The following is a 25,221-nucleotide window of genomic DNA, read 5'->3' on the forward strand; positions in this document are numbered from 1 at the left end:
GGAAGTTCGGGCGATTGGGTGGGCCGTCTTTCGAAGCTGGATGTTGCCGGTTCGAGCCCGGTCGCCCGCTTTCTTGAACACCGTGCCACACCGTGGCCGGCTTTCGATTCCCGAGCGCGGTGGCTGGGCTGCGCGCATCTCAAGCGCTGAGCCGCTGCGCAATCATCGCGACATGCCGGCCCTGAAAACGCGCCTGTGCCAGTTCTTTGGCGCTGGGCTGGCGGGAACCGTCCGCACCGGCGATCGTCGCCGCGCCCCAGGGCGAGCCCCCCTTGACCTCACTGATGTCGCCGAGCTCGGGGCAGGCGTACGGCAAGCCGACGTAGATCATGCCGTGGTGCATGAGCGTGTTGACGAAGCTCATGACGGTGCTCTCGTTGCCGGCGCCGGTGCCGGTGCTGGTAAAGACGCTGCCGATCTTGCCAACGAGCCCCCCCTGCGCCCACAGCCCGCCGGTCTGGTCCAGGAAGTTCCGCATCTGCGCGGCCATGTTCCCGAAACGCGTCGGCGTGCCGAAGATGATGGCGTCGTAGTCGCCCAGCTCCGCCGGCAACGCCACCGGCGCGGGCTGGTCGAGTTTCACGCCGTGCTTCCGGGCGACATCCGCGGGCAGCGTTTCAGGCACACGCTTGACCGTGACCACGGCGCCCGCGACCGAGCGCGCACCCTCCGCAATGGCGTTGGCCAGCGACTCGACGTGCCCGTACATGGAGTAGTAAAGAACGAGGATCTTGGGCATGGCGGCTTCCTTTCGGTGCGTTCCTGGGCGTTCACGTTGACAGGGTGGCGTTTACCTGCCTCTATGATAGCGCGGCCCATTGTGTCCGGTCGAGCCGTGCCGGCGCTGCCCCGGAGGACAGTGCGGTGACTTCCCCTCGGCGGGGCGAGGCAACATCCAGCGATCAGGCCCGCTCCGCTCGTATTGTCCGGCGGATGGGGTAGCATGATGCTCACTCGCGACCTGCGGCGACCGGGCCTGCGCGGTTGAACGGTTCCACACGAGCACCGACTGTGATTGAGCTGCTGAGCCTGTCACGTCTGACGGCGTTACCCGCCCTGCTCTTTCTGGTTTGCCTGCCAGTCTACCTGTGGCTACCCGCCCGGCACGGGTCGCGCGTCTTTCTGGCTGCGAGCGTCGCGGCGATCTACGTCGTGGCCGGGCCAATCCTGGGCACCGGACTGCTACTGATCAACCTCGCCGGGTGGGTGGTGGTCGAAGCGGTCGCCCGACTGCCGCGCGGTCGCAGCGTCGGCTTCGTCGTCGCGCTCGGCTTGCTGCAACTTGGCTACTGGGTGTGCTTCCGGCTGCCGGTGCCCGTGCCGTACAACACTGCCGGCGCCGGAGCCGTCGGCACGCCCGTGTACTATGTGCTGTTCAGCGGCATCGGGCTGACGTTCTTCCGGCTGATCACGTACTGCTGGGCCCGCGTGCGCGAGGGCGCGACGCCGCTCGCATTCCTCGAGTACGCAACGTTCATGCTCTACTTCCCGCAGTTCCGCCATGGACCGATCGAGCGGGCACACAGCTTTCATGCGCAGCTCTCCGCCGCACGTGCCAACTGGAACTTGGAGCGCCTCCGGCGCGGACTGCTGCGCATCTTGATCGGCGTTGTCGTGCTGATCCTGGCGCGGATCGTCCTGGCCATCTGGTCACACTACCTGCCCCCGGAATTCGATCGCCAGCAGGCTGACCTGTTAGCGCACCCGGAGCGCCTGACCGTCGTCCAGCTACTCCTGCTGATCCACGTCCCGGCAATCCTGCTATACCTGTTCGAGTCCAGTTGCGCCCACATCCAGTTGGGTGTATCACTCACGTTCGGCGTAGTGGGCTCGGAGAACTTCCGGCGGCCGTTCCTGGCGCGCGACCCGTACGAGTTCTGGCATCGCTGGAACATCACGCTGTTTCAGTGGCTGCGCGATTACGTGTATGCGCCGCTCCGGGCGCTACGCTGCCCGCGCCCGCTCGGCGTCCTGCTGGTCTTCATCTACTGCGGACTGCTGCATGGCCTACAGTGGAGCTGCCTGTGCTGGGGCGTGTGGACCGGCGGCACACTGGTGATCTACGCCGGCGTGCGCCGGCTGCTGGACCGCCGCTCAAGGCGCGACACGCGCCCTCCGCGCCGCCCACTCGCCGGACACCTGCTGACGATGCTTGGCCGGCTGGCCACCATGCACTGGTTCTGCCTCGGCGTGACGATCATGATCGACCCCACGTTCATGGGCTACCGCGTGCTGCGGCAATACGTGCTCACGCTACTGAGCCTGTTCGGGCTTTGAGACCGCGCGCGGCGTGAAGTCCGGCAGCACCGCTCGCACCGCATCGACGTGCACCATGTACGTCAGCATCTTCAGCCGCACGTAGTCGTCGCGGTAGAACATGTAGCCCTTGAACGGCCCCCACTGCGCCGCGGCCATCGAGTCCTTGATCAGGAACCAGTCGTAATCGCCGACGCGCGTCGTGCCGACCAGGTGCACGTCGTGATCGTCATCGGTCGTCTTGTTGTCGATGCGCAGCTCGCGGGCCGCCTGGTCGAGGTACGCGCGCGGGATGTCGCAACTCGGGATGATCGCCAGCCCGTCCTGGCCGCTGAGGCCCGGCTCGCTGATGTCGCCGTTGAGCTTCACCGTGCCGCCCTGCCGCACGGCCTGCTGAATGACGCCGTAGAACTCGTCGAGCGGCACGTTGTAGTAGTCCGCACTGTGCCACCAGTTCGCCGACACCTTGTATTCGCCATACGTGTGAAATGGCGTCGCCATCGTCGACATGAGGCAGACGTAGTCGTCGAACTTCAGCCGCAGAACATCCGTCAGGAACTGCAGCGGCGTCAGTTCGGCGCCTTCATAGGTGAAGCGCTCCGGCGGTCGGCCCATGTGCTTGTCCAGGATCAGCCGCACGGTGTTGACAACCAGCTCTTCGTCCCAGAGGTCGTGTTCCCGCACGTAGTCCAGGTAGCCCTTCAGGTCGGCGAGGAGTGGCCCATCCGAGAAACGCCCGTCCGCGGCCAGCGTGCCGCGGTAGGCTTCCGCCGGCACGATGCCGTAGCGTGGCCAGATGAGCAGGACGACGTTGCCTTCGGACCCGCAGTTGAAGAAGGAGTCGCCGCGCTGCTGCACGAAGCGGCGGGCCTTCTCGATGTACTCGTAATAGACCGTGTACATCTCGGAGAGCTTGATCTGGCGGCCGCTCAGACGCGCGACTTCCGACTCGAAGTAGGACGAAGCGCTGAAGGCCCAGCAGTTGCCGGTGTTGAACTGCTGCACGGGCGGAAAGTGAAACGCCGGCTTGAAGTCGGCGGGCGCAGCGGGTTTCTGCACGTCGGCGAAGACGGCGCGCAGCTCGGTCTCTTCGGCGTCGGTCTTGGTCGCCGCCTCGGACTGCGCAGTGCGGATGCGTGCCGTTTCCGCGTCGCGGGCCTCGGCAACCTGCCGGTCCCGCGCGTCAATCTCGGCCTCGACGGGGTCGCGGTGCTTGGGTACGTACTCGACGCCCTGACGGGACGGGGGCTGAAGCCCCGCCGCCAGGATCACGAACGACGACGCAAATAGAACGAGCCCGACACCGTGCGAACGTTTCATGGCCTGCCCTTTCGAAAAGCTGGTGGGCGTGCATCGTACGGGCGGCGACAAGCGCATCGCAACGGCGGGGCGGGAGCGCATTTCCAACGTTGGTCAAGCGACGAAGAATAGGGGCGGCGCTGGAGTTCGCCCTGAACTGGCCCCGGGCCTGATGACTCCTGCCCGGTAGTGTAGTGCCTCATTGAAACCGCACCGTATCCGAGCCGCGACATTCGCGTCGCGCAGTGGCTCCGCGCGGCCTGAAGGCCGCGGCTCAGCGCGCGATGCGATGCCGCATTTGCGCGGCGCTCACGTGGTAGGAGTCGCGATGTACAAGCTGGTGCTCATTTTTGTCGGATCCGGCCTGGGCGGCGTGCTGCGGTACGCGCTAGGCGGCTGGGGGCAGCGGCCGGCCGACGGGCGCTTTCCACTGGGAACGCTGATCGTCAACGTCAGCGGCTGCCTGCTGATCAGGTTTCTCACGGCGGCGTTCGCAGGCCGCGTGCTGATTCGCGAGGAGTACCGCGTCGCGCTGCTGATCGGCGTCCTCGGCGGGTACACGACATTCTCGACGTTCGGCCTGGAGACCTTACTAAGTAATACTACTTAGTAATCGGCGCCACGAAAAAGGGGTGTCGCGGCAAAAAAAGCGGTCGGCCGACCCCCGGACCACGCCCTCCAACCCCGCCGAGCCGCCCCCCTCCAGCCCGAAGCGCCCCTCAGCAAGGTGCGACGGATATTGGGTTCGTCAGGGCTGGATTCCACTTTGTGTCTTGGCGGCTTGGTGGTTCTCTTCCGCCCCCTTCGCCGTAGACTGGTGCCCATGGAACATCTGGAAGGCCGACAATCCGTCCTGGCCGCGCTGCAGGCCTTCCAACGCCGCTTCCAGGTCATCCTCATCCGCCACGATGCGCACCGCGAGAAGCTCGCCGACCTGATCGACCTCGCCACCCAGCGCGGCGTGCCGATCCGGTATGCCGACAACGCCGAGCTGGACGGACTCGCACACGGCGCCACTCATGGCGGCGTGCTGGCGCTCTGCACGGGCAAGCCGCGACTGACGCCGGTCGAGCTGCTGGCGCTGGTGGACAATCTGCGAACGCCGCCGCTGCTGCTGCTGCTGGAGGGCGTGGACGATGCGCGGAATCTGGGCTTCACGCTGCGCACCGCCGATGCGCTCGGCGTGCACGCGGTCCTGATCAAGAAGCACCTGTGGGACTTCGATCCGGTAGAGGTGGCGCGGCCGGCGTCGGGGGCGTACGAGCGGCTGCCACTGGCGCAGATCGAGGACGTGGACGTGTTGCAGCAGTTGCAGCGGCGCGGCGTGCGACTATTGGGCTGCATCGCGGGCGCGAGGCACAGCCTGTACGAAGTCGATCTGACCGGGCCGGTTCTGCTGGCGATTGGCGGCGAGAAGCGCGGCTTGAGCGGCGCGGTGCGATCACTGTGTGACAGCTTCGTGACGATCCCGACGCGTGGCGAGCCGTCGTCGCTGTCGCTCTCGCACGCCGGCGCGATTGTGATGGCGGAAGCCGCCCGGCAGCGGCGTGGTGGCTGACAAAACCGCGGTTCTGGCGCTATCCGTTCAAGGATGCCAAGCGCGTTTCTTTTCGCGCGGCCTACTTGGCACACTTCGTTATTGGGACGTTGAAGCTGTCAGCCGCAGGAACGACGTCACAAGGTCCGCAGGTAACAAGGTAACAATTTGAGCGGCAGCGGCGCGCGATGCGGGCACGTGGGACATGCAATCCTCCCTTGACAGGATAGCTGCGGAGGGCGCGGAGGGCGAAGAGAGAGATCGGATTGCTGGATTCTGCTGCCGTGTGCGTGGGAATGTGGGAGTGTGGGAACGGCAGGGCGACGGAGCATCGTCCGAACCGCGAACGGCAGTGAGCGAACCAGCCGCGCACCGCCAGAACGTCAACCAGAAATGGGTATGATGTCCGGATTACCTGTCCCCGGATTGCCGTCAGGGCATAGGCCAATGCCGCTCAATTGTCGTACCACCACCGGCCTTCGCTGTAGTACCAGCACGGATACTCGTCCGCCCCCCTACCGACCGTGAGCGCGAAGCCATCGCAGTTTGCCGTGTAGCTCCAGATTCAGCACGCCGTTGGCACGCCGGATGCCGGCTCGCATAATGCGCGCATGAGTGCTCGTGAACCCGTCGTGGACGAAGCGGGGCGCGCCACGTTGCTGACGCAATTTCTGGCTGGCCACGACACGCCCTGTCCCGTCTGCCGCTACAACCTGCGCGACCTGACCGGCGACCGCTGTCCGGAATGCGGCGCGCCGCTGCAATTGTCGGTCGGGTCGATGCAGGCGCGCTTCGGCGTCTTCCTGCTCGCCAAGACCCCGTTGCTCATGACCCTGGCCCTGGCGCTGGCGATCTACGGCATCTGCCTGGGAGAAGGGCTTCCGCCGACGCACCTCTGGAGCGTATGGGCCACCATGTTTCTGGGGCCGCTGGAGGGGCTGGCGGCCGTGTGGCTCTACCGCAAGCGCGTGGGGTTCATGCGCCGGCGGCCGGCGGGTCAGTGGTGGCTGGTGGCCGGCATCTGGATTCTGCACGGTGTGTACTGGGTCGTCGGCATGCTGCACTTGCTGGACGCAGTGTGAGCCGCGTGGTCTCTCGCCAGCCTGCTGTGAGCGTACACGTTTGATCAGGGCGGGGTGGACACAGTGGAGGCCTGAGGTACCACCGCAGGCCGGTGGGCCAGCGACATCTGGCAGGCTGAATTGGGCGCGGGTGGATTCGAACCACCGTAGGCGTAAGCCAACGGGTTTACAGCCCGTCTCCTTTGGCCACTCGGACACACGCCCACAAAGCTCCGCCGCGGCGGGGCCCCGGTACGTCCGTCAGCCAGGAAAGATACCGCCTGGGTCGCCTCGAGGCAAGCCCAAGGGCCGGCGCCCGCTGTGCGTCACCCCGTGCCCAACGCAGTCACAGGCCCGCGCGCGTCCGCGTTACTCCGACCCCCGCTTGGCCCGTGCCTGCGCGTCAAACCGCTCCAGCACCGCCCGGATCTGTGGGTTCCGCGAGAACCGCAACGCAAACCGCGCATTCTGAGCCACCACCGGTGACGGGCTCCCGACCGACTCGATCAGTCGCCGCTCCACCGCCGCGTCCGCCGACGTGCCCAGCCAGATGCACGCCGCCCGGACGATGTTGTAATCCACCGTGGGAATCGCGAGCAGCGTCCCGCCCGGCTGACCCGTCGCGCAGAGGATCGTGCGCGGCTCCGGCTGATATTCCCACGTATCCGCGTAACGCCGCTCGAGGACGCGCCAGAGGCGCGCGGTCTGTGGCTCCAGTCGGCGGGCCGCCCCTCCTGCGGCGCCGCGCGTCCGCCACCATTCGCACAGCGCCTGCCGATCCGCTTCGACGTCGATCTGTGCCGCCCGCGCATGGTCGAAATCCGCCGGGTAGAGCGCGTGCCACGCGGACACTTCCGCCGGATCGGTAATGACAATCGTGCCCAGCCCCTGCCCTTGCACCTTCAGGTCGAAGTGCAGCAGCCCGAGCGAGGTCTCCAGGCAACTGGCCGACAGGTGCGGCGGCGCGGTGGCGGGATCGGCCAGCAAGCGCACGAGCGAGGTGTGCAACAACGCGCGCAGGTCATCGGGGGCGGCCGGTCGCGTCAGGGCCGGTTGCCGCACAAGGTAGGCGATGCTCGCCGGCCCGTACGAAACCAGGCGGTTGAACTGCTCCGTCCACACGGCGTTCGGATCGAGCGTGAGGATGGCTTGCGCTGCGCCGGCGATTTCGCGCTCGCGGGACGAGAGCGCCGACCCGGGCGCGAGGCAACCCGCGATGAACAGCAGCACGCCAGCACACGCGACGAGGCCGCGCGTGGTCGCGCCGTCACCGTGTTGGCTCGCCAGTGGCATGCCGTTCTCCGCCGGGTTGGTGCGCCGCGCCGGGGGACGCTACAATTCCGAGCCGTTGAGGATACCTGCTCGGGAGCACGCATGGAACGGACGCTGATCATCTTCAAGCCGGACGCGGTCCACCGCCAGCTCGTGGGCCGCATTCTGACGCGGTTCGAGGACAAGGGGCTGCGGATCGCGGCTCTGAAGCTGCAGCACTCGCCGCGGGCCCAGGTCGAGCAGCATTACGAGGTGCACCGCCGCCGCCCGTTTTATGGTTCGCTGGTCGAGTTCATGACGAGCGGCCCCGTGATCGTGGCGGTGCTCGAAGGCCCGAACGCGATCAGTGTCGTCCGCAACCTGCTGGGCGCAACCAACGGCCAGCAGGCCGCCGCGGGCACGATTCGCGGCGATTTCGGGCTCGATCAGCAGTACAATCTGGTCCATGCGAGCGATGGGCCGGAGACGGCGCAGAAGGAGATCGAACTGTTTTTCAAGCCGGCTGAGATCGTCAGCTACGAGCGCGTGACCGACCGCTGGATCGTCCGCGCCGGCCCGTAGCCACCGGCGCCAACCGTCGACAAACCCATGAGGCTGCCCATGAAGGTCAAAGCCATCGCGCAGCACGAGCAGAACGCCGTGACGCTGCCCGGCGCGGAGAAGGTCAAGATGCGCATGCTGATCGGGCCGGCGGACGGCGCCGGGGTGTTCCACATGCGGCATTTCGAGGTCGCGCCCGGGGGCCACACGCCGCACCATGCGCACGATTACGAGCACGAGGTGCTGATCCTGCACGGCCAGGGGGTCGTGAAGAGTGACCAGGGCGACCGCCGTTGCCTGCCGGGTGACGTGGTCTGGATCCCGGCGAACGAGAAGCACCAGTTCCAGAACGTCGGGGACGCGACGTTCGAGTTCATCTGCCTGATTCCGGCGCCGCGCGACTGCACGCAGTAGCGCAGGCCCAGGAGAGTGCGATAACAGGCCGAAGGTCAAGCGAGGTTGCAGCCATGTCCGAAATGTCTCGACGCGAAGTACTCGGCACCGCCGCGGTGGTCGGCGGTTGGATGGTGTTCGGCGCGGGGCGCGCCCTGGGTCAGACCCAGCCGGCCGGCGAGGGCGGCGCGACCGGGCCGTATCAACTGGCGCCGCTGCCGTACGACTACGCGGACCTGGAGCCGTTCATCGACGCGCAGACGATGAAGCTCCACCATGACATCCACCACGCTGGCTACGTCAAAGGCGCGAACGCCGCGATCGCGGAGCTGGAGCAGATCCGCCGGACGGGCGGCGAGGCCATCAAGCACGTGCGGGCGGCGACGAGCAACCTGGCGTTCAACCTGTCGGGGCACCTGCTGCACGCGCTGTTCTGGCCGAGCATGAAGAAGGACGGCGGCGGCGATCCGCCGGCGGACAGCCAGATCGCGAAGCTGATCACGCGTGACTTCGGGTCGCTGGATGCGTTCCGGGGGCACTTCTCGGCGGCGGCGGCCCAGGTCCATGGCAGCGGCTGGGCGGTGCTGGCGTACGAGCCGACCGTGCAGCGGCTGCTGATCCTGCAGGCGGAGAAGCACCAGAACGAGGGGGCGTGGGGGGCGGTGCCGCTGTTGCCGCTCGACGTGTGGGAGCACGCGTACTACCTCAAGTACCAGAACAAGCGCACCGAGTTCATCAAGGCGTTCATGGAAGTGATCAACTGGGCCACGGTCGAGGCCCGGTTGCAGGCGGCGCTGAAGGCCCACTGATCCGCCGGCCCCAGGGCCGCGTCCAAGCCGGGGCGCCATGCTGAAGCAGTAAGCGCGGGCCTGCCCGACCTGGCGGCCTGCGCGCTCTTAACTCCCGCTGCCTCCGGCGTTACTCTTAGCCCGCATGCCATCGAAGAAGAACGCTGCTGACGTCCACGTCGCGCTGCAGCCCGCGCGCCCCCCGGGCACTTCGCTTGGGCTGCTGATCGTCGTGATGGTTGTCATCATCGCGCCGCTGATCGCGCTCTCCCAGGTCATCGCCTACTGGCGCGTCGACGTCGTCGACGACCAGATGTTCGGGTATTACGGCTGGCGGATCGCCCACGGCGCAACCGTCTACCAAGACGTGTGGGACAACAAGCCCCCCGCCATCTACTGGGTGAACGCACTCGGGTTCCTCGTCGGGCTGGACAGCTACTATGGCGTCATCGCGTTGTGCGTCGCCGCGCTGGTGATCGCCCACACGGCGTTCTTCGTCGTGTGCGCCACGAACTTCCACCGCGGCGCGGCGGCGCTGGCCACGATTTTCCTGAGCTTCTTCCTCACCCACGCCTACTACACCGGCGGCACCAATCGCACGGAGACGTTTCTGGTCGCGTGCGAACTGAGCGCGGTCGCGTTCTACATGCGTGGCTGGGCGCGCGACCGCTGGTGGACGTGGTACGTGGCCGGGCTGCTGTGCGGGCTTGCGTTTTTGTTCAAGCAGGTGGGTCTGGCCGCGTGGGGCTGCATGGGGCTCCACCTGATCGTGCTGATGGCGCTGCGGCAATTGCCCGTGGCCGTCGGCCTCAAGCGCGGCGTGCTGCTCGTGGCGGGCGCCGGCACGACGGTCGGCGTGGCCGCGGCCGTGCTCGCCGCCCAGGGCGTGCTGTCCGAAGCGTGTTTCGCCACGTTCGGGTTCAACCGGCTGTATTTCGCCTCCGGCGACAGCCGATTCCCGTACAACATCGTGACGTGGTCTTTACTGAGTGAGCACACCAAGCCGATCCTGCTGTTGCCGCTGCTGATGGGACTGGCGGCGGTGATCCACGCATTCCTGTGGTGGCTGCGGCCGCAGCATCGCCCGCCGGAGATCGAGGCTCCGCTGCGGGCAATCGGGCCGGCGTGTCCGCTGCCGATGTTCCTGTTCACGACGTGGTTCTTCGTGGCGTTTTACGGGGCGCTGGTCAGTCCAGCCGGCTTCCGGCATTACCTCGTGCCGACCATCCCGCCGCTGCTGCTGATGAACGCGTATCTGATCAACGTGCTGCGGGCCGAGTCGCACCTGCTGCACCGTTTCCAGCAGCGCGCGTGGGTACTGGTGGCGTTCGTCATCATGGGCTATTTCGCGCAGGACGCGGTCAAGCTCCAGTTTGAAGAAGTGTCGAAAGTCTGGGTGCCGCGGATCGATCCCTGGCTCACCGGCGAGGGTCGCTACGAGGCCGCGCACTGGGAAGTGGTCGGTGACGCCGTGAAGCGCTTCACCAGACCCGGCGACGAGATTTACTGCTGGGGCTACATGCCGGGCGTATACCTGGAGGCCCGGCGGATCAGCGCGTGCCGCTTTACAACCACGGAGAAGGTTGGCCAGGTCGGCGCGCTCTTTATACTCCATGAGATCGAAGCGACGCTGCGCGCGCACCCGCCGGCTGTTCTGACCATCAAGGCCGAGGAATACGAGTGGCTGCACGGCCGACTGGTGGACAAGACGCCTTCGGATTCCAAACTGGGCCCGTGGATCGACGAGGAATACTACCTCGTCGAAGAAATACCCAAGTTCGAAACGGTCTACGTGTTTCAGCGGAAAGACCTCGCCGACCCGGCGACGACACAGCCGTTGCCGAGTCAGCGCGGTTCATGACAGGATCTCCGGTGGGCCGCTCGCACCGGCCCACGGGACTCAACATGCCGATCGTCGCTCACGGCGTTGATCTCGTGCACTGCCCGCGCATCGCGCGTATCTGGCAGGAACATGGCGAGCGCTTCCTGAAGCGCGTCTACACGCCGTCGGAGCGCGCGTACTGCCTGGACTGCAGGAACCCGGCCATCCGTCTCAGCGGCCGCTTCGCGGTGAAGGAAGCCGTGATGAAACTGCTGGGCACGGGCTGGCGCGGCGGGGTCGACTGGACCGACATCGAGACGCTGCCCGACCCGCTGGGCAAACCGCTGGTCACGCTGTCCGGCCCCACCGCGGAGCTGGCACGCACGCTGGGAATCACGCAGGTGCTGATCTCGATTTCGCATAGCGGCGAGTACGCGTGCGCATCGGCGATTGGCCTGAGTGGCCTTCAGTAGCCAAGCTACTCCGGCCATTCGCCCGTGAACACTTCGGTCGCCGGACCGGTCATGAAGACGTGATCGGTCGCCGCGTCCCATTCGATTTGCAGCTCGCCGCCGGGCAACTCGACTGTGACCGCGCGCTCCGTCAGCGCGTTCAATACGCCGGCCACACACACGGCCGACGCGCCGGTGCCGCACGCCTGGGTAGCGCCGGAGCCGCGTTCCCAGGTGATCATGCGCAGGCGCTGCGGGCTCAGCACCTCGGCGAAGTGTACGTTGGTCCGCTGCGGGAACAGCGCGTGGCATTCAACCTGCGGCCCCCAATCGCTCAGCGGCACGCGCGCGACATCCGGCACGAGCAACACCGCGTGGGGATTGCCGGTTGACACCGCCGTCAGCGAAAGCGTCTGCCCCGCCAGTGGCAACGGATAGCCAACCACGCGCGGTCCAGCCAGTGCGATCGGAATTTGGCGCGGTTCGAGGATCGGTGGGCCCATGTCCACGCGCACCTCGGCCACGCGCCCGACCGCATCCAGCCGCAACTCCAGCGTGAGCACGCCGCGGTCGGTCTGCACACGCAGCGGATTGTGCCGCGCCAGTCCGTGGTCATACGCGAGCTTCGCCACGCAGCGAATGCCGTTGCCGCACATCTCGCCGCGCGTGCCGTCCACGTTGTACATGATCATACGCACGTGCGCATCGGGCACGTCCGGCGGCGCCACGATGATCAGACCGTCGCTGCCGATGCCGCGATGGCGGTCGCTGACCGCGCGGGCCAGCGCGCCCGGATCAGCGACGCGCTGGTCAAACAGACTCACGTAGACGTAGTCGTTGCCCAGCCCGTGCAGCTTGGTGAATTTCAGGGGCATATGACTTCCGGATCGGCGGCCCGGCGGAACGCGCAGCTGGTGTGCTGCCTCGTTGAAAGCAACTCATCAGAGGGGTGGTACGGGCGTCCCGCCCGTCGTTGGAACGGGCAAGATGCCCGTACCACCCATGTTGGCGTAATTCTGAGATGCCGCACTAGCGACGCCCGTGCTGCGCGAGCCAGTTCTCGAGTGCCGACCGGCGGAACGTGTACGTCCCCGGCCGGGCGGCCCCCTTCTGCGCCAGCGGCGAGTTGGCCTCGATGATGAGCGGAATCAGGTCATCGCCGCGCCCCGTGCCGAAGTACCCCTCCGGCCGGGCGCGCTGCTCCCGCGCGAGCGGCGTTCTCGGCAGGCTGCGCTGGGCCAGTTCCGCGAATTGCGCCTGGGCCGCCGTACTCGACAGATTGATCAGGGTCGACTGGCCGCCGCCCGGGTCGACAACGCCAAGACCGCTCGAGGACAGCGTGTTGAACGCGACGGCGTAATCGCTCTGGCCCAGCATGTCCGCGATCGGCACGTTGCGCTGCATCTGGGCCTGCGCGGCCCAGCGGAGCATCGTCTGCATGACGAGTTCGCGCGGCAGCACCTGGCGGCGCTCGCCCGTGACCTTGCTGAAGGCGTCCACGAGCCCCTGGTCGAGCAGGAAGATCTCGAAGCGGTCGGTGCCGCGCTCATAGAACAGGCCGAAATCCCACGTGCCGCGCTTCGACAGCGTCGCTACTGGGCTGTCGACCGTGAAGTCGCTCTTCAGGCCGCCCTCGGCGACGCCGGCGCGCATCCGCCCATAGCCCACGCCGATCCGCACGCGCTTCGTGTCCGCCGTCTGGTAGGCCTCGCTGATGATGGCCCGCGTCACCGGCTCGATGACCAGGGCCGTGTAGGTGTCGTCGCTGCCGACCTGGAACTTGATCGAGGAGCGTACGCCCGTGATGATCACGGTCTCCGGGGGGTACTCCTCATCGACCTGGCACGGCTGGAAGTCCTCTGAATCGAGCGGGGCGTGCTTCACATCGCCCTGCACTTCGAGCACGCGGGCCATGATCGGCGTCGGCCCGGCCGGCTGGGTCGCCGGTTCCGTGGTCGCCGGCGGCGCCTGCGCCAGCGCGCCCACCGCCCCGACAGCCAGAACCAGCGCCCACGCGGCAGCCCTGACGCCACAGGTATCAATTCGAGACATGAGCGTGCCTCCAAGCCGCGTGGCCAGCTTGTGACCACCCGAACCGCGGCTAACACAGTATTCCCCACTCCACGCCGCCGGTCAACCGGCGAGCCAACCGCGCAGCGGGTCGGCGTAGGTGCCCGTCCCGAGCAATGCCGGCCAGAGGCAGGGGGCGAAAATGATGTAGGCGATGTGCGCGCCCGTGACGACGTCGTACGCCACGGAGCCCCGCGGGCGCCGCCAGAGCTGCAGCACGCCGCGCCAGCCCGGGACCGGTCCGCGCGGCGGCGGCGGCCGACCCGCATCGACGGCCTGCAGCGTGTGGTACGTGTACTCCATCCGCCGCCAGACGGTGAAGAAGCACGAGATCGCCATCTGCCACAGCACGGCCGGCACGTGACCGACGATGCAACCGATGAGCACGGCGGCGAAGCGCTCGCCGCGCAGCCAGTAGCCCACCGAGCAATCGTCGATGACGTTCTCGGCCCGCGCTTTGACATAGCTGATCAGGAAGGCGTTGCACAGGGCCACGACGGCGAGCACCTGGTACGTGATGTTCATGGGCGCGTGCAGCGCGAAATGCAGGAAGCAGCCGATGTAGATCGCCATGTCGCTGAAGCGATCGACTGACGAGTCCAGTACCGCGCCGGCGCGCGAGCCGAGTCCGCCGACGCGCGCGACCGCCCCGTCCAACATGTCGCAGGCCCCCGCCAGGATCAGGAACACCGCCGCGAGCGCGGGCCACCAGCTCGTCGGACCGGATGCTGAGGCAAAGTAGGGCACCGTGTGGGACGCCCCGCGCGCCAGGCAATAGCCCGCGGCACAGGTCACGAGGAAGCCGGCGATGGTGATTCGGTTCGGCGTCGCCCCCGCCGCGAGCAGGTGCCGGGCGAGCTTGTCGCGCGCCCGGACGAATGCCATGCCGATCGACTTGCTGGCGCCGACCGGGTCGCCCGTGGCCCGCAGGGCGGCGAAGTCCTTGCCAGGGTCGCTGGTGGATTCCGTCATGCCGGCCTCAGCGCCACTCTCAGCACCCTCCCCCTGCCACTCTTCCAGCGGGAGGGCACACTAGCTCTGCGGCGGCGCGTCGGCGCTGTCCGCCGGCGGCGGCTCAGTCGGCGCCGTCGGCACCTGGGGCGCGGGTCCGCTCTCGCCGGTCGGGACCGGCGCCGGCTCCTCCGGCTCCTCGTAGTAGATTTCGTCCCAGTCGGTCGCGTCCACGTCACGCCGCAACAGGAAGTACACCTGCGTGCTGCCGCAGAAGAAGAAGTTGAGGACGAACGCGCCCAGCAGACCGACGAATAGGAACACCCACAGCGCGATCAGCCAGGCGCCGAGCCACTCCGTGCCGTCCAGCGGGCCGTTGAAGAACGAACCCCATAGCGGCATCGTGTTCCGGCCGGGTACGAACGACAGGTCCGACCACGCCGGCATGCTCCACATGGCGTCCAGCTTGCCCGTGCCGCTCAGCTCCGCGCTGCTGATCAAATTCATCCCCACGCCGGTGAGCTTGTGGGCCAGCTTCAGCGTGACCATGGCCACGGCCCGCACGAGCACAAACGACGCCGCACCGTACAGCAGCAGCACGAACCAGTAGAAGCCCACGTGCCAGATGCGGCTGCCGACGTAGCTGCACGCGCGGGAGAGCGCGTCGAAGCCGTCGGAGCCCTCCACGGCAATCGTCGGCCACATCAGGTGGAAGGCCACGATCGTCACGAGCACGATGAGCGCCGCGCCGAACCCGCCCATCAGCGCCAGCGGATAGAACACGCCGGTCACGAGCTCGCCGACATAGCCGATCGCCCCGAACAGTCCGCCCAGGAACATGAAGATGCCGATCAGCACTACGACGCCGACCGGGAGCAGCGGCCCGAGCACGAAGCCGCTGTAGCGCTCGCGCACGAACCGCAGCGCCTCGCCCGCGGAGATGCTCTCGTCCCGTGCCGACTGCACCGCCGCGCTGCGACACACTGCGCCGCCGAACAGGCTGAAGACCAGCAGGTTCCACAGCGCCAAAAAGACGCCCAGGCAAGGCTTCTGATTGAACAGCCAGCAAACGCCGCGCGCGGCGGACTCCAGGCTCCCGCACAGCGACGGCTGGGCATCGTAGGCGCCGCCGCCGAGACCCCAGCGGCCGCTGAACGCGCCGCGGACGGCCATCGTCAGGCAGTGGTTCTCGTGGCGCAGCAGCGTGATGAACGGCCCGCGCGGCGCCAGGTCCTCGGCCTCGCGCAAGGCCGCCAGCCGCGCCGTGGCCTTGACCAGCTCGGCCTGCAACTTGCCCTTGTCCTGGGTGTCGGTCGCGGCGATGGCCTCGATCGCCTTGGCCCCCGACGTGGCCGGTACGCCGCGCCCCTTCTCCGCCAGCATCCGCTGCACCGTATCCGCCGCAGTCACGAGCGCCGCGCGGCGTTCCTTCCGCTCGTCGGCGCTGAGGCTGGTGTCCTTGGCGATGGTCTCGAAGCCAGCCGCGAGCCGTGCGTCAACGTCCTGCCGCAGCGATTTCAGCTCGTTGCGGAATTCCTTGTCAACGAGCACGTCCCGCAGCTTGCGGTCGGCCAGCGTCTGGCGCGCCTCCTCCGGGGTCTTCGCCTTGCCGGAGTGCAGCAGGGCCGCGATGGCCGACACCTCGTGCGCGCCGCGTGCCGCGCTGCGCCAGACATCAAACTCACTGCGCGGCAACTGCGTGTAGATCTGCAGCTCGTTCTCCACCACCCCCTCACCACCCTGGACGAGCACGCCGCTGCTGGCGCCGATCCACAGGCGATCCAGGATGCGCCCACCGAGATACGCCAGCACGATCCCCGCCAGGGCCAGCAGCAGGCGGTTGACGCCCAGTGCCATCCGTGCCGTGCGGAACAAACGCGTAAACGGAAATGCCTGCGACCACGCCACGCTGCGAAGCTCGGACGCGTTGTCCGTCATGTCCGCCTCCATTACGCGACTGTCAGCCCGCTCTGACCCGGTCAGTCGCGGCTCGGGAAGCCGGCCGATCCGCTCGACCGGCGTGCAAGTTGACCGCCATTATAGGACGCCATCGCCCGCGAACAACAACCATGTGCGCCGGTTGTGGGCACGTCATGCGACGCGCCCGGCGTCGCGCCACGCCCACCAGCGCCACGCCAGCGCCAACACGACGCCGGCACTCGCGATCCATACCGTCTCCGTACTCACAGGTTGCACCGCCGCACAGACCAAAGCGTATGCAACCCCCATGGGGATCAGCCCGCCGACATACGCATTCACCGGCCAGCGGGCGTCTGCGGACGCGCCCCGGGGGGTCGCCCGAACCGCGAAGGCCAGCCCCGCGACCGCCAGCAACACGGCCGGCGCCGGCTCCATTCCCCAGCCCCGCAGCAACTGCTGAACCGGCACGAGTGCGGCCACCAGCGCGAGTGCCGCCGCCAGCGCCGCGGTCGCTGACGATTGGATCTGGGCATCGCGGACCAGCATCGACCAATGCAGCAGCATCAGCAGCACCGTCACGCCACACAACCAGCCCCCAGGCCCGTCAGTGGCGGGTGTCAAGTACCAGAGCGCTGCGAACACAACCTCACCCCCCACTGCGGCGTAGCCGAGGCGGCGTGCCGCCGGGACCAGCCGACCGGTCGTGGTCCACGGCTGCCCCGCGTTGAGCTGCTGCTCCCAGAATCGCGCGAGCCAGAGCAGGTACACGCCGGCGAGCGCCCAGCCCAGCAGCGTGTTCGCCGGCGCCGCCGGCAACCAAGCCTGCACGACGGTCAACACGATCCCCCCCACCAGCACCAGGCCGAATTCTCCCACCGCGTTCGAGCGCCACCGATGCCCGATCGTCAGCGCCGCGTACGCCGCCAGGGCCAGACCGATCGGGGTCACCACCGCGTCCGGCACGAGCAGCGCCAGCGCGCCCACCCCCGCACACGCCGCCAGAACCACACTGTACAGGCGTCGGCGGGCCGGCGGCGGATTCGTGAGCTGCTCCGGGTTCGCCTGCCAGAGCCGCACGCGCCTCTGCCAATCGCGCAACAAGGCCGCCACGACAACGAGCAGGCACGCCGCCCCGCCGAGCAAAACAGCCAGCACCAGCGCCCGGCGGTGCCCGATCGTGATCTCCGGCGGCGTCGCCAGCCAGAACAGCAGCAACAGCACGCCCATGATCGCGTAGCGGCTCAGCGCGCCACGTTGCCGCGCATACAGGCCGCCGGCCACGATCAACAGCAGCGCCAACAGCAAGATCAGTCCCGGCGGCAATGTCCCCTCGGTAGCCGACTCGAGGATCATCACCGCCGCGGCGAGCAGCCCCGCGACCGTCGCCGCGTGAACCGCCAGGCTGCGGCGGATGGCGCGGCGACACACGGCGTCCGCCTCGGGGTTCTGGCCACTCTCGCGTTCCACCCAGACTGCGACCACGAACCACACGACGGAGAGACTGACCATGCTCGCCGCCAGGAGGAAGATGGCCTGCGCCGTTCGCCCGAACTCGACGAAATTGAGCAGCAGCAGGCCGCAGATCGCCGCGACGAACAGCCCTTCGCTGACCCCCGGTGCGAGCCGCCGCCGGCCGATGATGGCCACGGCCAACCCGACGACGGTCACGAGCCAGGCGCCGAGCGCGCCGACGCCGGTGCCGCTTGCGCCTACCTGGGCCAGCCACGCCGCTGCCACGCGTGCACTCCACTCGCCGCCTGCCGGACTCCTGCCCAATTCGTTGCGGGCATGATATAACCATTTCGCCGGTCGTGAATGCTCCCCGCCGGCGAATTGTCGCCCAGCCCAGGTGGCCGGATGGCACAGCCGCAGGACAACGAGGCGTTTCGGCGTTTTCTCCGCCACGTGTGGCGCGACCACGTGACGCCACTGCTGCGCGACCAGCGGGCGGAGCAGCGGAAGAAGGCGGCGCGGGTCGGGGGCAAGTTCGCGGCGGCGACGGGGCTGTTCGTGGACGGGCTGCTGGGGCTCAAGGGCAAGCCGTTCGGGCGGTTCATGACGGTGATGGGGTCGAGCCTGGGGGCGCTGCTGCCGGACGTGTGGGACTGGGAGTGGCTGCGCGAGTCGGCGGCGCCGGCGGAGCGCGAGGTGGTGCAGGAGCAGGTGTGCCGGGCGGCGGCGGAGTTGCCGGAGGCGGACGCGCTGGCGCTGTTCGACTTGGACGCGAGCGCGACGCGCGAGGAGCTCAAGCATGTCTGGCGGGATGTCTTGCAGCGGTGGCATCCGGACAAGGCGCCGGACGAGCAGTCGCGCGCGGAGCATCACGTGCGGTTTCTGGCATACAAGACGGCGTACGAGCGGCTGTGCCGGGCGTACGATGAAGGGCGGCTGCCGAGGGAGCCGAAGCCTTAAGCCATGAGCCAGACCGTCAGGTGGGCTCGCGTGTACGCGCGTCGCAACAAGCAACCACAATGCGAGCGCCGCGTACAAGATGGGAGTGATGAACCATTCCAGAACGCGACGAGTCTGCAAGTGGGTGGGCACGATCTTGTGCGTGCTCATCGGGGCGGCGTTCGCGCATTACTGCATCTCGCCCTACTACTGGCAGGCGGAACTGCCGTTCCACGTGCGTCTCCGCTTCCATCAGGCAGCCATCAACATTTCCCACTGTCCACTGCCACCGCAGGTTCCCGGCCAAGTCGACGATTCACGTGTGCTGATACAGCCACCGATGAAGCTTGGGTCGTGCTCTGTGGAAGAGGCGCGGGCGCTCATTGCTTCGCTCCAGCACGAGCGCCTGATCTGGTGGCCACGCGCCCATGTGGATTGGCCCTCTTGGAGCTTTGAGATTCCCCTGTGGGTGACGTTCGTGGCCTGCGCCGCACCAACAGGGCTGATGTGGTGGCGCGACCGGCTACGGCGGCGGCCCGGTTTCTGTGAGCGGTGCGGCTACGACCTGACCGGCAACGTCAGCGGGCGGTGCCCGGAGTGCGGCGGGTTGATTGCGGCCGGCACAGGATGACGGTGACGGCACACGACGGCCTGGCTGCGCCAGACCGTGCCACACGCCAGAACACGCGCGGTCGCAGCAACCGTGAAGTCCCGCGCTGGCCGGAACCCTCCGATGCCCTCGCCCCGGTGGCAGCGGCACTGACGGTCACTCCCCATCGAACCTGCGAAGCCGACCCTACCCGGTCGGCCGGCGGCGGGGATATGATCCCCGGGCGGCGCACGCCGGGCGGCGGTTGCGCCTGAACCCAGCGAGGTGCCTCCGATGGCCAAGAAAATCCTGCTGCTCGCCGGCGACTTCGTCGAGACGCTCGAAGTCATGGTCCCCTACCAAGTGCTGCGATTGCTGGGCTGCGACGTGCACGCGGTCTGCCCGGGCAAGACGGCCGGGCAGACGGTCGCGACCGCGGTGCACGACTTCGAGGGCCAGCAGACCTACTCCGAGAAGCGCGGGCACAACTTCGCGTTGACCTACGATTTCGAAAAGGTCGACCCGGCGACGTACGACGGGCTGTATGTCCCCGGCGGACGCGCGCCCGAGTATCTGCGGCTCAACCCGCGTGTGCTGGCGATCATCCGGCACTTCTGCGACACGGACAAGCCGATCGGAGTGATCTGCCACGGCGTGCAACTGCTGACCGCGGCGGGCGTCTGCCGCGGCCGGCGGATGACGTGTTACCCGGCGTGCCAACCCGAGCTGGAGCTCGCCGGCGGAACTTACGTCGAACCGGACGCGGGGCTATCGATTGCCGTGGTCGACGGCAAGCTGGTGAGCGGGCCGGCCTGGCCGGCGCACCCGGCGGCGCTGCACGAATTCGCCCGGTTGCTGGGGCTGAACGTGAGCGGATGAGCTGTGGGCCGGAGCAGGCCGCGCTCCCAGCCCGGGCATGGACGCCCGGCGGATGGCAGCGCCAGCGGGGGCGACCTGGGGCAGGCGTGATTCGCCAGTGGTGTCCCGATCCGCTATACTGATGAGCTTTCGGACGGCAGGTCCGGGTTTGCGCCGTCGCTGACCCCCGGGACCGCGGCCGGGACTGGGCCGCAGGCCGGCGGCAGCGACCAGGCGACGGCATCTGGAGCATGAGTCGATGATCAAGGCGAGCGAACTGAAGAAGGGCCGTGTGATCCAGCATGAGGGCGCGCTGTACACGGTGAGCGACATTCAGCGGGTCTCCAAGGGCAATTGGCGCAGCTACCTGCAGGTAAAGCTGAAGTCGCTGAAAGACGGGCGTGTGACCGATGCGCGCATGTCCGTGGACGACCGCGTCGAGACGCCGTTCGTCGATACCAAGCCGTACCAGTACCTCTATCGCGACGGAAACGACTTCATCCTGATGGATGAGCAGACGTTCGACCAGTTCCCGGCGTCGGCCGAAGTCATGGGCGACGCGGACAAGTACCTGCGCGGCAACGAGAAGGTCACGGTCTCGTTCATCGATGGGAAGATCGTGGCCGTCGAACTGCCCAACGTCGTCGAGTTGAAGGTCGTGGACACGCCGCCCGTCGTCCGGGGCGCGACCGCGACGAACCAGACGAAGGATGCGACGATGGAGACGGGGTTGCGCGTGCGCGTGCCGCCGTTCATCGAACTGGGCGAGGAACTACGTATTGACACGCGGACCGGCGAATACCTGGAGCGGGCCAAGGGATAACCCGTGAGCACGTGGGAACATGGGAATGTGGGAACGGTGTCGTGCCGCGCCGGTCCTGCTTGATCGTGCCGGCGCATCCCCGCGGCGAGGTTAAGCCGTGAATTGGCTGCTGAACGTCGGCGATACGGATATCCTGCGTGAGGCGACCAGCGCGGCCGCCGTGTTCTGGTATCGTGCACGCCGCGGGGGGCTGCGACTGGTCATCGAAGCTGCGCTGACGGTGCTGGTGGCGCTCCTGGTCACGCTGCTCGTGCTGGGACCGGAGGGCACGGGCGTGGCCTGGCTGCGGCGCGAGCTGGTCGCCGTCGCGGTCTCGATGATGGTGGTGGCCTGGGGCGGGTACACCGGCTGGCTGGCGTTCCAGTTCCTGCCGTCGCGCAATGACCGCGTCGTCCTGGGCCTGCGCGACTTTGTGCGCGGGTCGGTCAGCCCCCTCGAAGAACAGATCCAGGCGCTGACGCCGGAGCAACTGCAAGGCAAGACGGCGGAGTTCAAGCGGCGGCTCGCGGAGGGTGCGACGCCGGACGAGATTCGCGCGGAGGCGTATGCCTGCGTGCGCGAGGCGTCGCGGCGGGCGCGGAACCACCGGCAATTCGAGTGCCAGCTCATCGGCGGGAAGGTACTGGAGGACTGCAACGTCGCCGAGATGCGGACGGGCGAAGGCAAGACGATCGTCTGCTACATGGCGAACTACATGAAGGTGCTCCAGGGGTTGAAGGTCCACATGGTGACCGTCAACGACTACCTGGTGAAGCGCGATGCTGATTTCTGCCGGCCGATCTTCGAGCTGCTGGGGGCGACGGTCGGGCACATCAGCTCGGACATGGAGACGTGGGGGCCGGCGGCCGAGGAGCGCCGGCAGGGCTACGCCTGCGACATCACCTACGGGACAAACAGCGAGTTCGGGTTCGACTACCTGCGCGACAACATGAAGCACCATCCGCGCGACCAGATGCAGGGCCGCCAGGACTTCGTGGTCGTGGACGAGGTGGACTCGATCCTGATCGACGAGGCGCGCACGCCGCTGATCATTTCCGGCCCGGCGCACGACGACGTGAGTAACTACCGGGTGGCGGACAACGTGGCCCGGGCGCTGATCACGAAGCAGGAGGCGGCGAACCGCGAGACGCGCGGCCGGCTGGGGGAGATCGAGGCCGACCCGCTGCGGTTCGGGCTGGACCCCAACAACGCGAAGTACAAGGAGGGGCTGAAGAAATTCCGCGTGGACCCGTACTGGCTGTCATCTGACGAAGCCGAGGCCATCGGCCACAAGCAGTACTTCGTCGTTGAAGAGGACCGCAAGTCGGTGCACATGACGGAGCACGGGGCGAAGGCGGCCCAGGCCGAGCTGTCGATCGGCACATTCTACGACAGCAAGAACATGAACTGGCCGCACTACATCGACAACGCCCTGCGCGCCCACAAGGTCTACCAGCGCGACAAGGAATACGTGGTCAACCAGGACCAGATCATCATCGTGGACGAGTTCACCGGCCGCCTGATGCACGGGCGGCAGTGGTCGGACGGCCTGCACCAGGCGGTCGAGGCGAAGGAGCGCGTCACCGTCAAGCAGGAGTCCCAGACGCTCGCCACGATCACCCTGCAGAACCTGTTCAAGCTCTACGCGCAGCTCGCCGGCATGACCGGCACGGCGATGACCGAAGCCGACGAGTTCATGAAGATCTACAAGCTCGAGGTCATCGCGATCCCGACGAACCGGCCGGTGCGGCGCATCGACTACAACGACAAGATCTACAAGACGGTTGCCAACAAGTTCGACGCGATCGTGGAGGAGATCCGGGCGTATTCGCAGGACGGCCTGCCGAGCGACCCGCAGTCGCTGCTGGACATGTTCAAGCATGCGCGGCGGACCTTGGCGGAGCTGCAAGGACAGAGGCACGGCGGCACGGCAGCACGGCGGCACGAAGGGGGCACGGCGAACACTGCGCTGGCGGCGGGCGATGAGTCCAGCGAGATCGCGCGACAGATCGGGGTCATCGACGAGACGCTGGCGGCGTTTGGCAACGGCGAACACGAAGGCGCGAACGAGGCGCTGGCCGAAGGCTACCGCAAGCTGATGGGCGCACAAATCGCCGGTCGGCCGGTGCTGGTCGGCACCGTGAGCGTCGAGAACTCGGAGAAGCTCAGCGCGGCGCTGTCGCACCGCTACGGCATCGAGCACGAGGTGCTGAACGCAAAGAACCACGCCCGCGAAGCGGAGATCGTCGCCAAGGCCGGCCAGCAGCACGAGATGCAGCGCGGCAAGAAGAAAATGCTCGTCGGCAACGTCACGATCGCGACAAACATGGCCGGCCGCGGGACGGACATCGTGCTGGGGCCGGGCGTGGCGGCGCTGGGCGGGCTGCACGTCGTGGGCACCGAGCGGCACGAGAGCCGCCGGATCGACAACCAGCTCCGCGGGCGGTGCGGGCGCCAGGGTGACCCGGGCAGCTCGCGGTTTTTCCTGTCGTTCGAGGACGACCTGCTGCGGCTGTTCATGGGCGAGTGGGTGCTGCGGATGCTGACCATGCTCGGGTTCGAAGAGGGCATGGCGATCGAGGACAAGCGCGTCAACAAGGGCATCGAGAAAGCGCAGAAGAAGGTCGAGGAGCGGAACTTCCACATCCGCAAGAACCTGCTCGAATACGACGAGGTGATGGACTACCAGCGGAAGACCTTCTACGGCATGCGGCAGCGCGTCGTGGAAGGCCGGGGGCTGTCCGAGCTGATCTGGGAGATGATCGACGAGTCGGTCGCGGATGCGATCGAGCGCTACTACGACCCGAAGTTCCCGGCGCTGTGTGTGGCGGAATGGGCCGCACAGAACCTGGGCGTGGCGTTGGAGGCCGACAAGCTCGACACGGCGCAGCTCGACACGCTGCAGGCGCAGGTGCGCGACCTGGCGGGCTACGAGTCGCGGCAGAACCTCCAGCGGACCTTCGGCGAGTACATCGACCCCGACGTGGACCCCGAGGAGTGGGACGTCCGCGGGTTGGCGGCGTGGGCGGCACACTACGGGCTGAGCCTGACACAGAACCAGATCCGCAAGGCGAACCCGGACGAGCTGCTCGAGCAGCTCAGTGAGGCGGCGATACGCAAGATCAAGGAGGCGGACCTTTCGCCGCTCCAGCAATACGTCGATCCGCTGTTCGGCAAGGCGCGGCTGGTGCGCTGGGCGCGCGAGAAGTTCGAGGTGGACATTCCGCTCGATGAGCTGGCGACGGCGAACCGCGACGACGCCGAGCGGACGATCACCGAGAAGATGCGGGCCGCGTACCGGCAGCGCGAGATCGAATACCCCGTGATGGCGGTGATCGATTTCGCGTTGCAGCGCGGCGGATCGAATGTGAACGAGGTCTACAACCGCATCGCGGCGTGGACGCAGCGCAAGTACGGCCTCGGCTGGACCTACGAGCACTTCGCGGGCAAGACGCCGGAGCAGATTTTCCACGAGTTGAAGGCGGTCAACGCGGACTACCTCAACAACGGGAAGCTCGACGCCGAGATCGACGCGGCCGTGGCCCAGCACGAGGGCGACGCGCTGCTGCAATGGGCCCGTCAGCGCTTCGGCACAGTGCTCGACAGCCAGCCGCTGGACATCAACGGCGACGTGCGCGGCCAGTTGCAGCGCTGCGGCTACGAGATGCTGCGGTTCGAATTGACGCAGCTCGAACGCTACGTGCTGCTGACCACGTTCGACACGGTCTGGAAAGACCACATGTACTCGATGGACCTGCTGCGGCACTCCATCGGGCTGCGCGGCTACGCCGAGCAGGACCCGAAGATCGCGTACAAGCGCGAAGGCACGCGCATGTTCAACGAGATGCTGGCGAACAACCGCGAGCGCGTCACGGACCTGATCTTCAAGGTCCGCATCGGCGGCGCGGCGGCCACCGGCTTCGGCGATGCGGAGGCCAAGCCGGCGGCAGTGGCGCCGGCGTCCGCGGGCGGGATGACGGCGGCGAAGGCAGACGCGACCGGTGCGGGCTTCGCGGCCGCCGCGGAAGACCAGGCCGCCGCGATGCGCCAGCAAGGCGAAGGCGGCAAGCCGCAGACGATCCGGCGGGAGCAGCCAAAGGTCGGCCGCAACGAACCGTGCCCATGCGGGTCAGGGAAGAAATACAAGCAATGCCACGGGCGGGGGCAGTAACGCAGCAGCAAGTCGAATCCGCCTCCGCAAATGTGGGATCACGTGAAGG

At 67.4% G+C, this 25,221-nt stretch carries 22 protein-coding genes and 1 tRNA gene; 14 read left to right on the forward strand and 9 right to left on the reverse strand.

The genetic code is table 11. From position 1 onward, the window contains the following. Positions 1-139: 139 nt before the first annotated feature. Positions 140-739 carry an NAD(P)H:quinone oxidoreductase gene (gene wrbA / locus KA383_18305; GenBank protein MBP7748071.1) on the reverse strand — a complete coding sequence of 200 codons (600 nt, stop codon included), beginning with the start codon at positions 737-739 and terminating at the stop codon, positions 140-142. A 272-nt stretch (positions 740-1,011) separates the two neighbouring features. On the opposite strand from wrbA, the gene KA383_18310 reads away from it, so the two are divergent. Beyond that, positions 1,012-2,277: a hypothetical protein gene (locus KA383_18310; protein MBP7748072.1), complete on the forward strand. Its 1,266-nt coding sequence runs from the start codon at positions 1,012-1,014 to the stop codon at positions 2,275-2,277. Here the strand turns inward: KA383_18310 and KA383_18315 are convergent. Continuing rightward, a complete protein-coding gene (locus KA383_18315) occupies positions 2,254-3,576 on the reverse strand; it encodes a peptidase C1 (GenBank protein MBP7748073.1) in 1,323 nt (440 codons plus the stop codon). The genes KA383_18310 and KA383_18315 overlap by 24 nt on opposite strands. A gap of 307 nt (positions 3,577-3,883) precedes the next feature. Here KA383_18315 and KA383_18320 point away from each other — a divergent pair, with 307 nt between their 5' ends. From KA383_18320 to KA383_18330, 3 genes are all read left to right on the forward strand, one after another. After that, positions 3,884-4,165, forward strand: a complete 282-nt coding sequence (locus tag KA383_18320) for a CrcB family protein (GenBank protein ID MBP7748074.1) — start codon at positions 3,884-3,886, stop codon at positions 4,163-4,165. A gap of 213 nt (positions 4,166-4,378) precedes the next feature. Continuing rightward, entirely contained in the window at positions 4,379-5,113 is a 735-nt protein-coding gene (locus tag KA383_18325; GenBank protein ID MBP7748075.1) for an RNA methyltransferase, read from the forward strand. A gap of 590 nt (positions 5,114-5,703) precedes the next feature. Further along, positions 5,704-6,174: a hypothetical protein gene (locus tag KA383_18330; protein MBP7748076.1), complete on the forward strand. Its 471-nt coding sequence runs from the start codon at positions 5,704-5,706 to the stop codon at positions 6,172-6,174. A 121-nt stretch (positions 6,175-6,295) separates the two neighbouring features. Here KA383_18330 and KA383_18335 read toward each other — a convergent pair. Next, a tRNA-Tyr gene (locus tag KA383_18335) sits at positions 6,296-6,378 on the reverse strand. 144 nt (positions 6,379-6,522) lie between these two features. Next, positions 6,523-7,446: a hypothetical protein gene (locus tag KA383_18340; GenBank protein ID MBP7748077.1), complete on the reverse strand. Its 924-nt coding sequence runs from the start codon at positions 7,444-7,446 to the stop codon at positions 6,523-6,525. Positions 7,447-7,527: 81 nt separating this feature from the next. On the opposite strand from KA383_18340, the gene ndk reads away from it, so the two are divergent. From ndk to acpS, 5 genes are all read left to right on the forward strand, one after another. After that, positions 7,528-7,986, forward strand: coding sequence for a nucleoside-diphosphate kinase (gene ndk / locus KA383_18345; GenBank protein MBP7748078.1), 459 nt, complete (start codon positions 7,528-7,530; stop codon positions 7,984-7,986). A gap of 39 nt (positions 7,987-8,025) precedes the next feature. Next, the gene (locus KA383_18350) at positions 8,026-8,379 is read left to right on the forward strand and encodes a cupin domain-containing protein (GenBank protein ID MBP7748079.1); all 354 of its coding nucleotides are present in this window, start codon (positions 8,026-8,028) and stop codon (positions 8,377-8,379) included. 53 nt (positions 8,380-8,432) lie between these two features. Beyond that, complete coding sequence (locus tag KA383_18355) at positions 8,433-9,167, forward strand: superoxide dismutase (GenBank protein MBP7748080.1); 735 nt, start codon at positions 8,433-8,435, stop codon at positions 9,165-9,167. Between the two features lie 124 nt (positions 9,168-9,291). Then, positions 9,292-11,007: a glycosyltransferase family 39 protein gene (locus KA383_18360; GenBank protein ID MBP7748081.1), complete on the forward strand. Its 1,716-nt coding sequence runs from the start codon at positions 9,292-9,294 to the stop codon at positions 11,005-11,007. A gap of 44 nt (positions 11,008-11,051) precedes the next feature. Further along, positions 11,052-11,441 carry a holo-ACP synthase gene (gene acpS / locus KA383_18365; protein MBP7748082.1) on the forward strand — a complete coding sequence of 130 codons (390 nt, stop codon included), beginning with the start codon at positions 11,052-11,054 and terminating at the stop codon, positions 11,439-11,441. Positions 11,442-11,446: 5 nt separating this feature from the next. Here acpS and KA383_18370 read toward each other — a convergent pair whose 3' ends face one another. From KA383_18370 to KA383_18390, 5 genes are all read right to left on the reverse strand, one after another. Continuing rightward, positions 11,447-12,289 carry a diaminopimelate epimerase gene (locus KA383_18370; protein MBP7748083.1) on the reverse strand — a complete coding sequence of 281 codons (843 nt, stop codon included), beginning with the start codon at positions 12,287-12,289 and terminating at the stop codon, positions 11,447-11,449. A 160-nt stretch (positions 12,290-12,449) separates the two neighbouring features. Further along, positions 12,450-13,472: a hypothetical protein gene (locus KA383_18375; protein MBP7748084.1), complete on the reverse strand. Its 1,023-nt coding sequence runs from the start codon at positions 13,470-13,472 to the stop codon at positions 12,450-12,452. Positions 13,473-13,553: 81 nt separating this feature from the next. Further along, on the reverse strand, positions 13,554-14,462 hold the full coding sequence (locus KA383_18380; GenBank protein ID MBP7748085.1) for a CDP-alcohol phosphatidyltransferase family protein: 909 nt from the start codon (positions 14,460-14,462) through the stop codon (positions 13,554-13,556). 60 nt (positions 14,463-14,522) lie between these two features. After that, complete coding sequence (locus KA383_18385) at positions 14,523-16,379, reverse strand: hypothetical protein (GenBank protein ID MBP7748086.1); 1,857 nt, start codon at positions 16,377-16,379, stop codon at positions 14,523-14,525. Positions 16,380-16,532: 153 nt separating this feature from the next. After that, positions 16,533-18,098 (reverse strand): hypothetical protein, encoded by a 1,566-nt coding sequence (locus KA383_18390; protein ID MBP7748087.1) that lies wholly within the window; start codon positions 18,096-18,098, stop codon positions 16,533-16,535. A 120-nt stretch (positions 18,099-18,218) separates the two neighbouring features. Here KA383_18390 and KA383_18395 point away from each other — a divergent pair, with 120 nt between their 5' ends. From KA383_18395 to KA383_18415, 5 genes are all read left to right on the forward strand, one after another. Further along, entirely contained in the window at positions 18,219-18,773 is a 555-nt protein-coding gene (locus KA383_18395) for a J domain-containing protein (protein MBP7748088.1), read from the forward strand. Between the two features lie 88 nt (positions 18,774-18,861). Next, on the forward strand, positions 18,862-19,383 hold the full coding sequence (locus tag KA383_18400) for a hypothetical protein (GenBank protein MBP7748089.1): 522 nt from the start codon (positions 18,862-18,864) through the stop codon (positions 19,381-19,383). Between the two features lie 252 nt (positions 19,384-19,635). Further along, positions 19,636-20,220: a DJ-1/PfpI family protein gene (locus KA383_18405; protein ID MBP7748090.1), complete on the forward strand. Its 585-nt coding sequence runs from the start codon at positions 19,636-19,638 to the stop codon at positions 20,218-20,220. Between the two features lie 238 nt (positions 20,221-20,458). Continuing rightward, positions 20,459-21,022, forward strand: a complete 564-nt coding sequence (efp, locus tag KA383_18410; GenBank protein MBP7748091.1) for an elongation factor P — start codon at positions 20,459-20,461, stop codon at positions 21,020-21,022. A gap of 97 nt (positions 21,023-21,119) precedes the next feature. Beyond that, positions 21,120-25,172, forward strand: a complete 4,053-nt coding sequence (locus KA383_18415) for an SEC-C domain-containing protein (GenBank protein MBP7748092.1) — start codon at positions 21,120-21,122, stop codon at positions 25,170-25,172. The last annotated feature ends 49 nt before the right edge of the window (positions 25,173-25,221 follow it).

Source organism: Phycisphaerae bacterium, assembly GCA_017999985.1.
In the GTDB taxonomy this organism is placed as follows: domain Bacteria; phylum Planctomycetota; class Phycisphaerae; order UBA1845; family Fen-1342; genus JAGNKU01.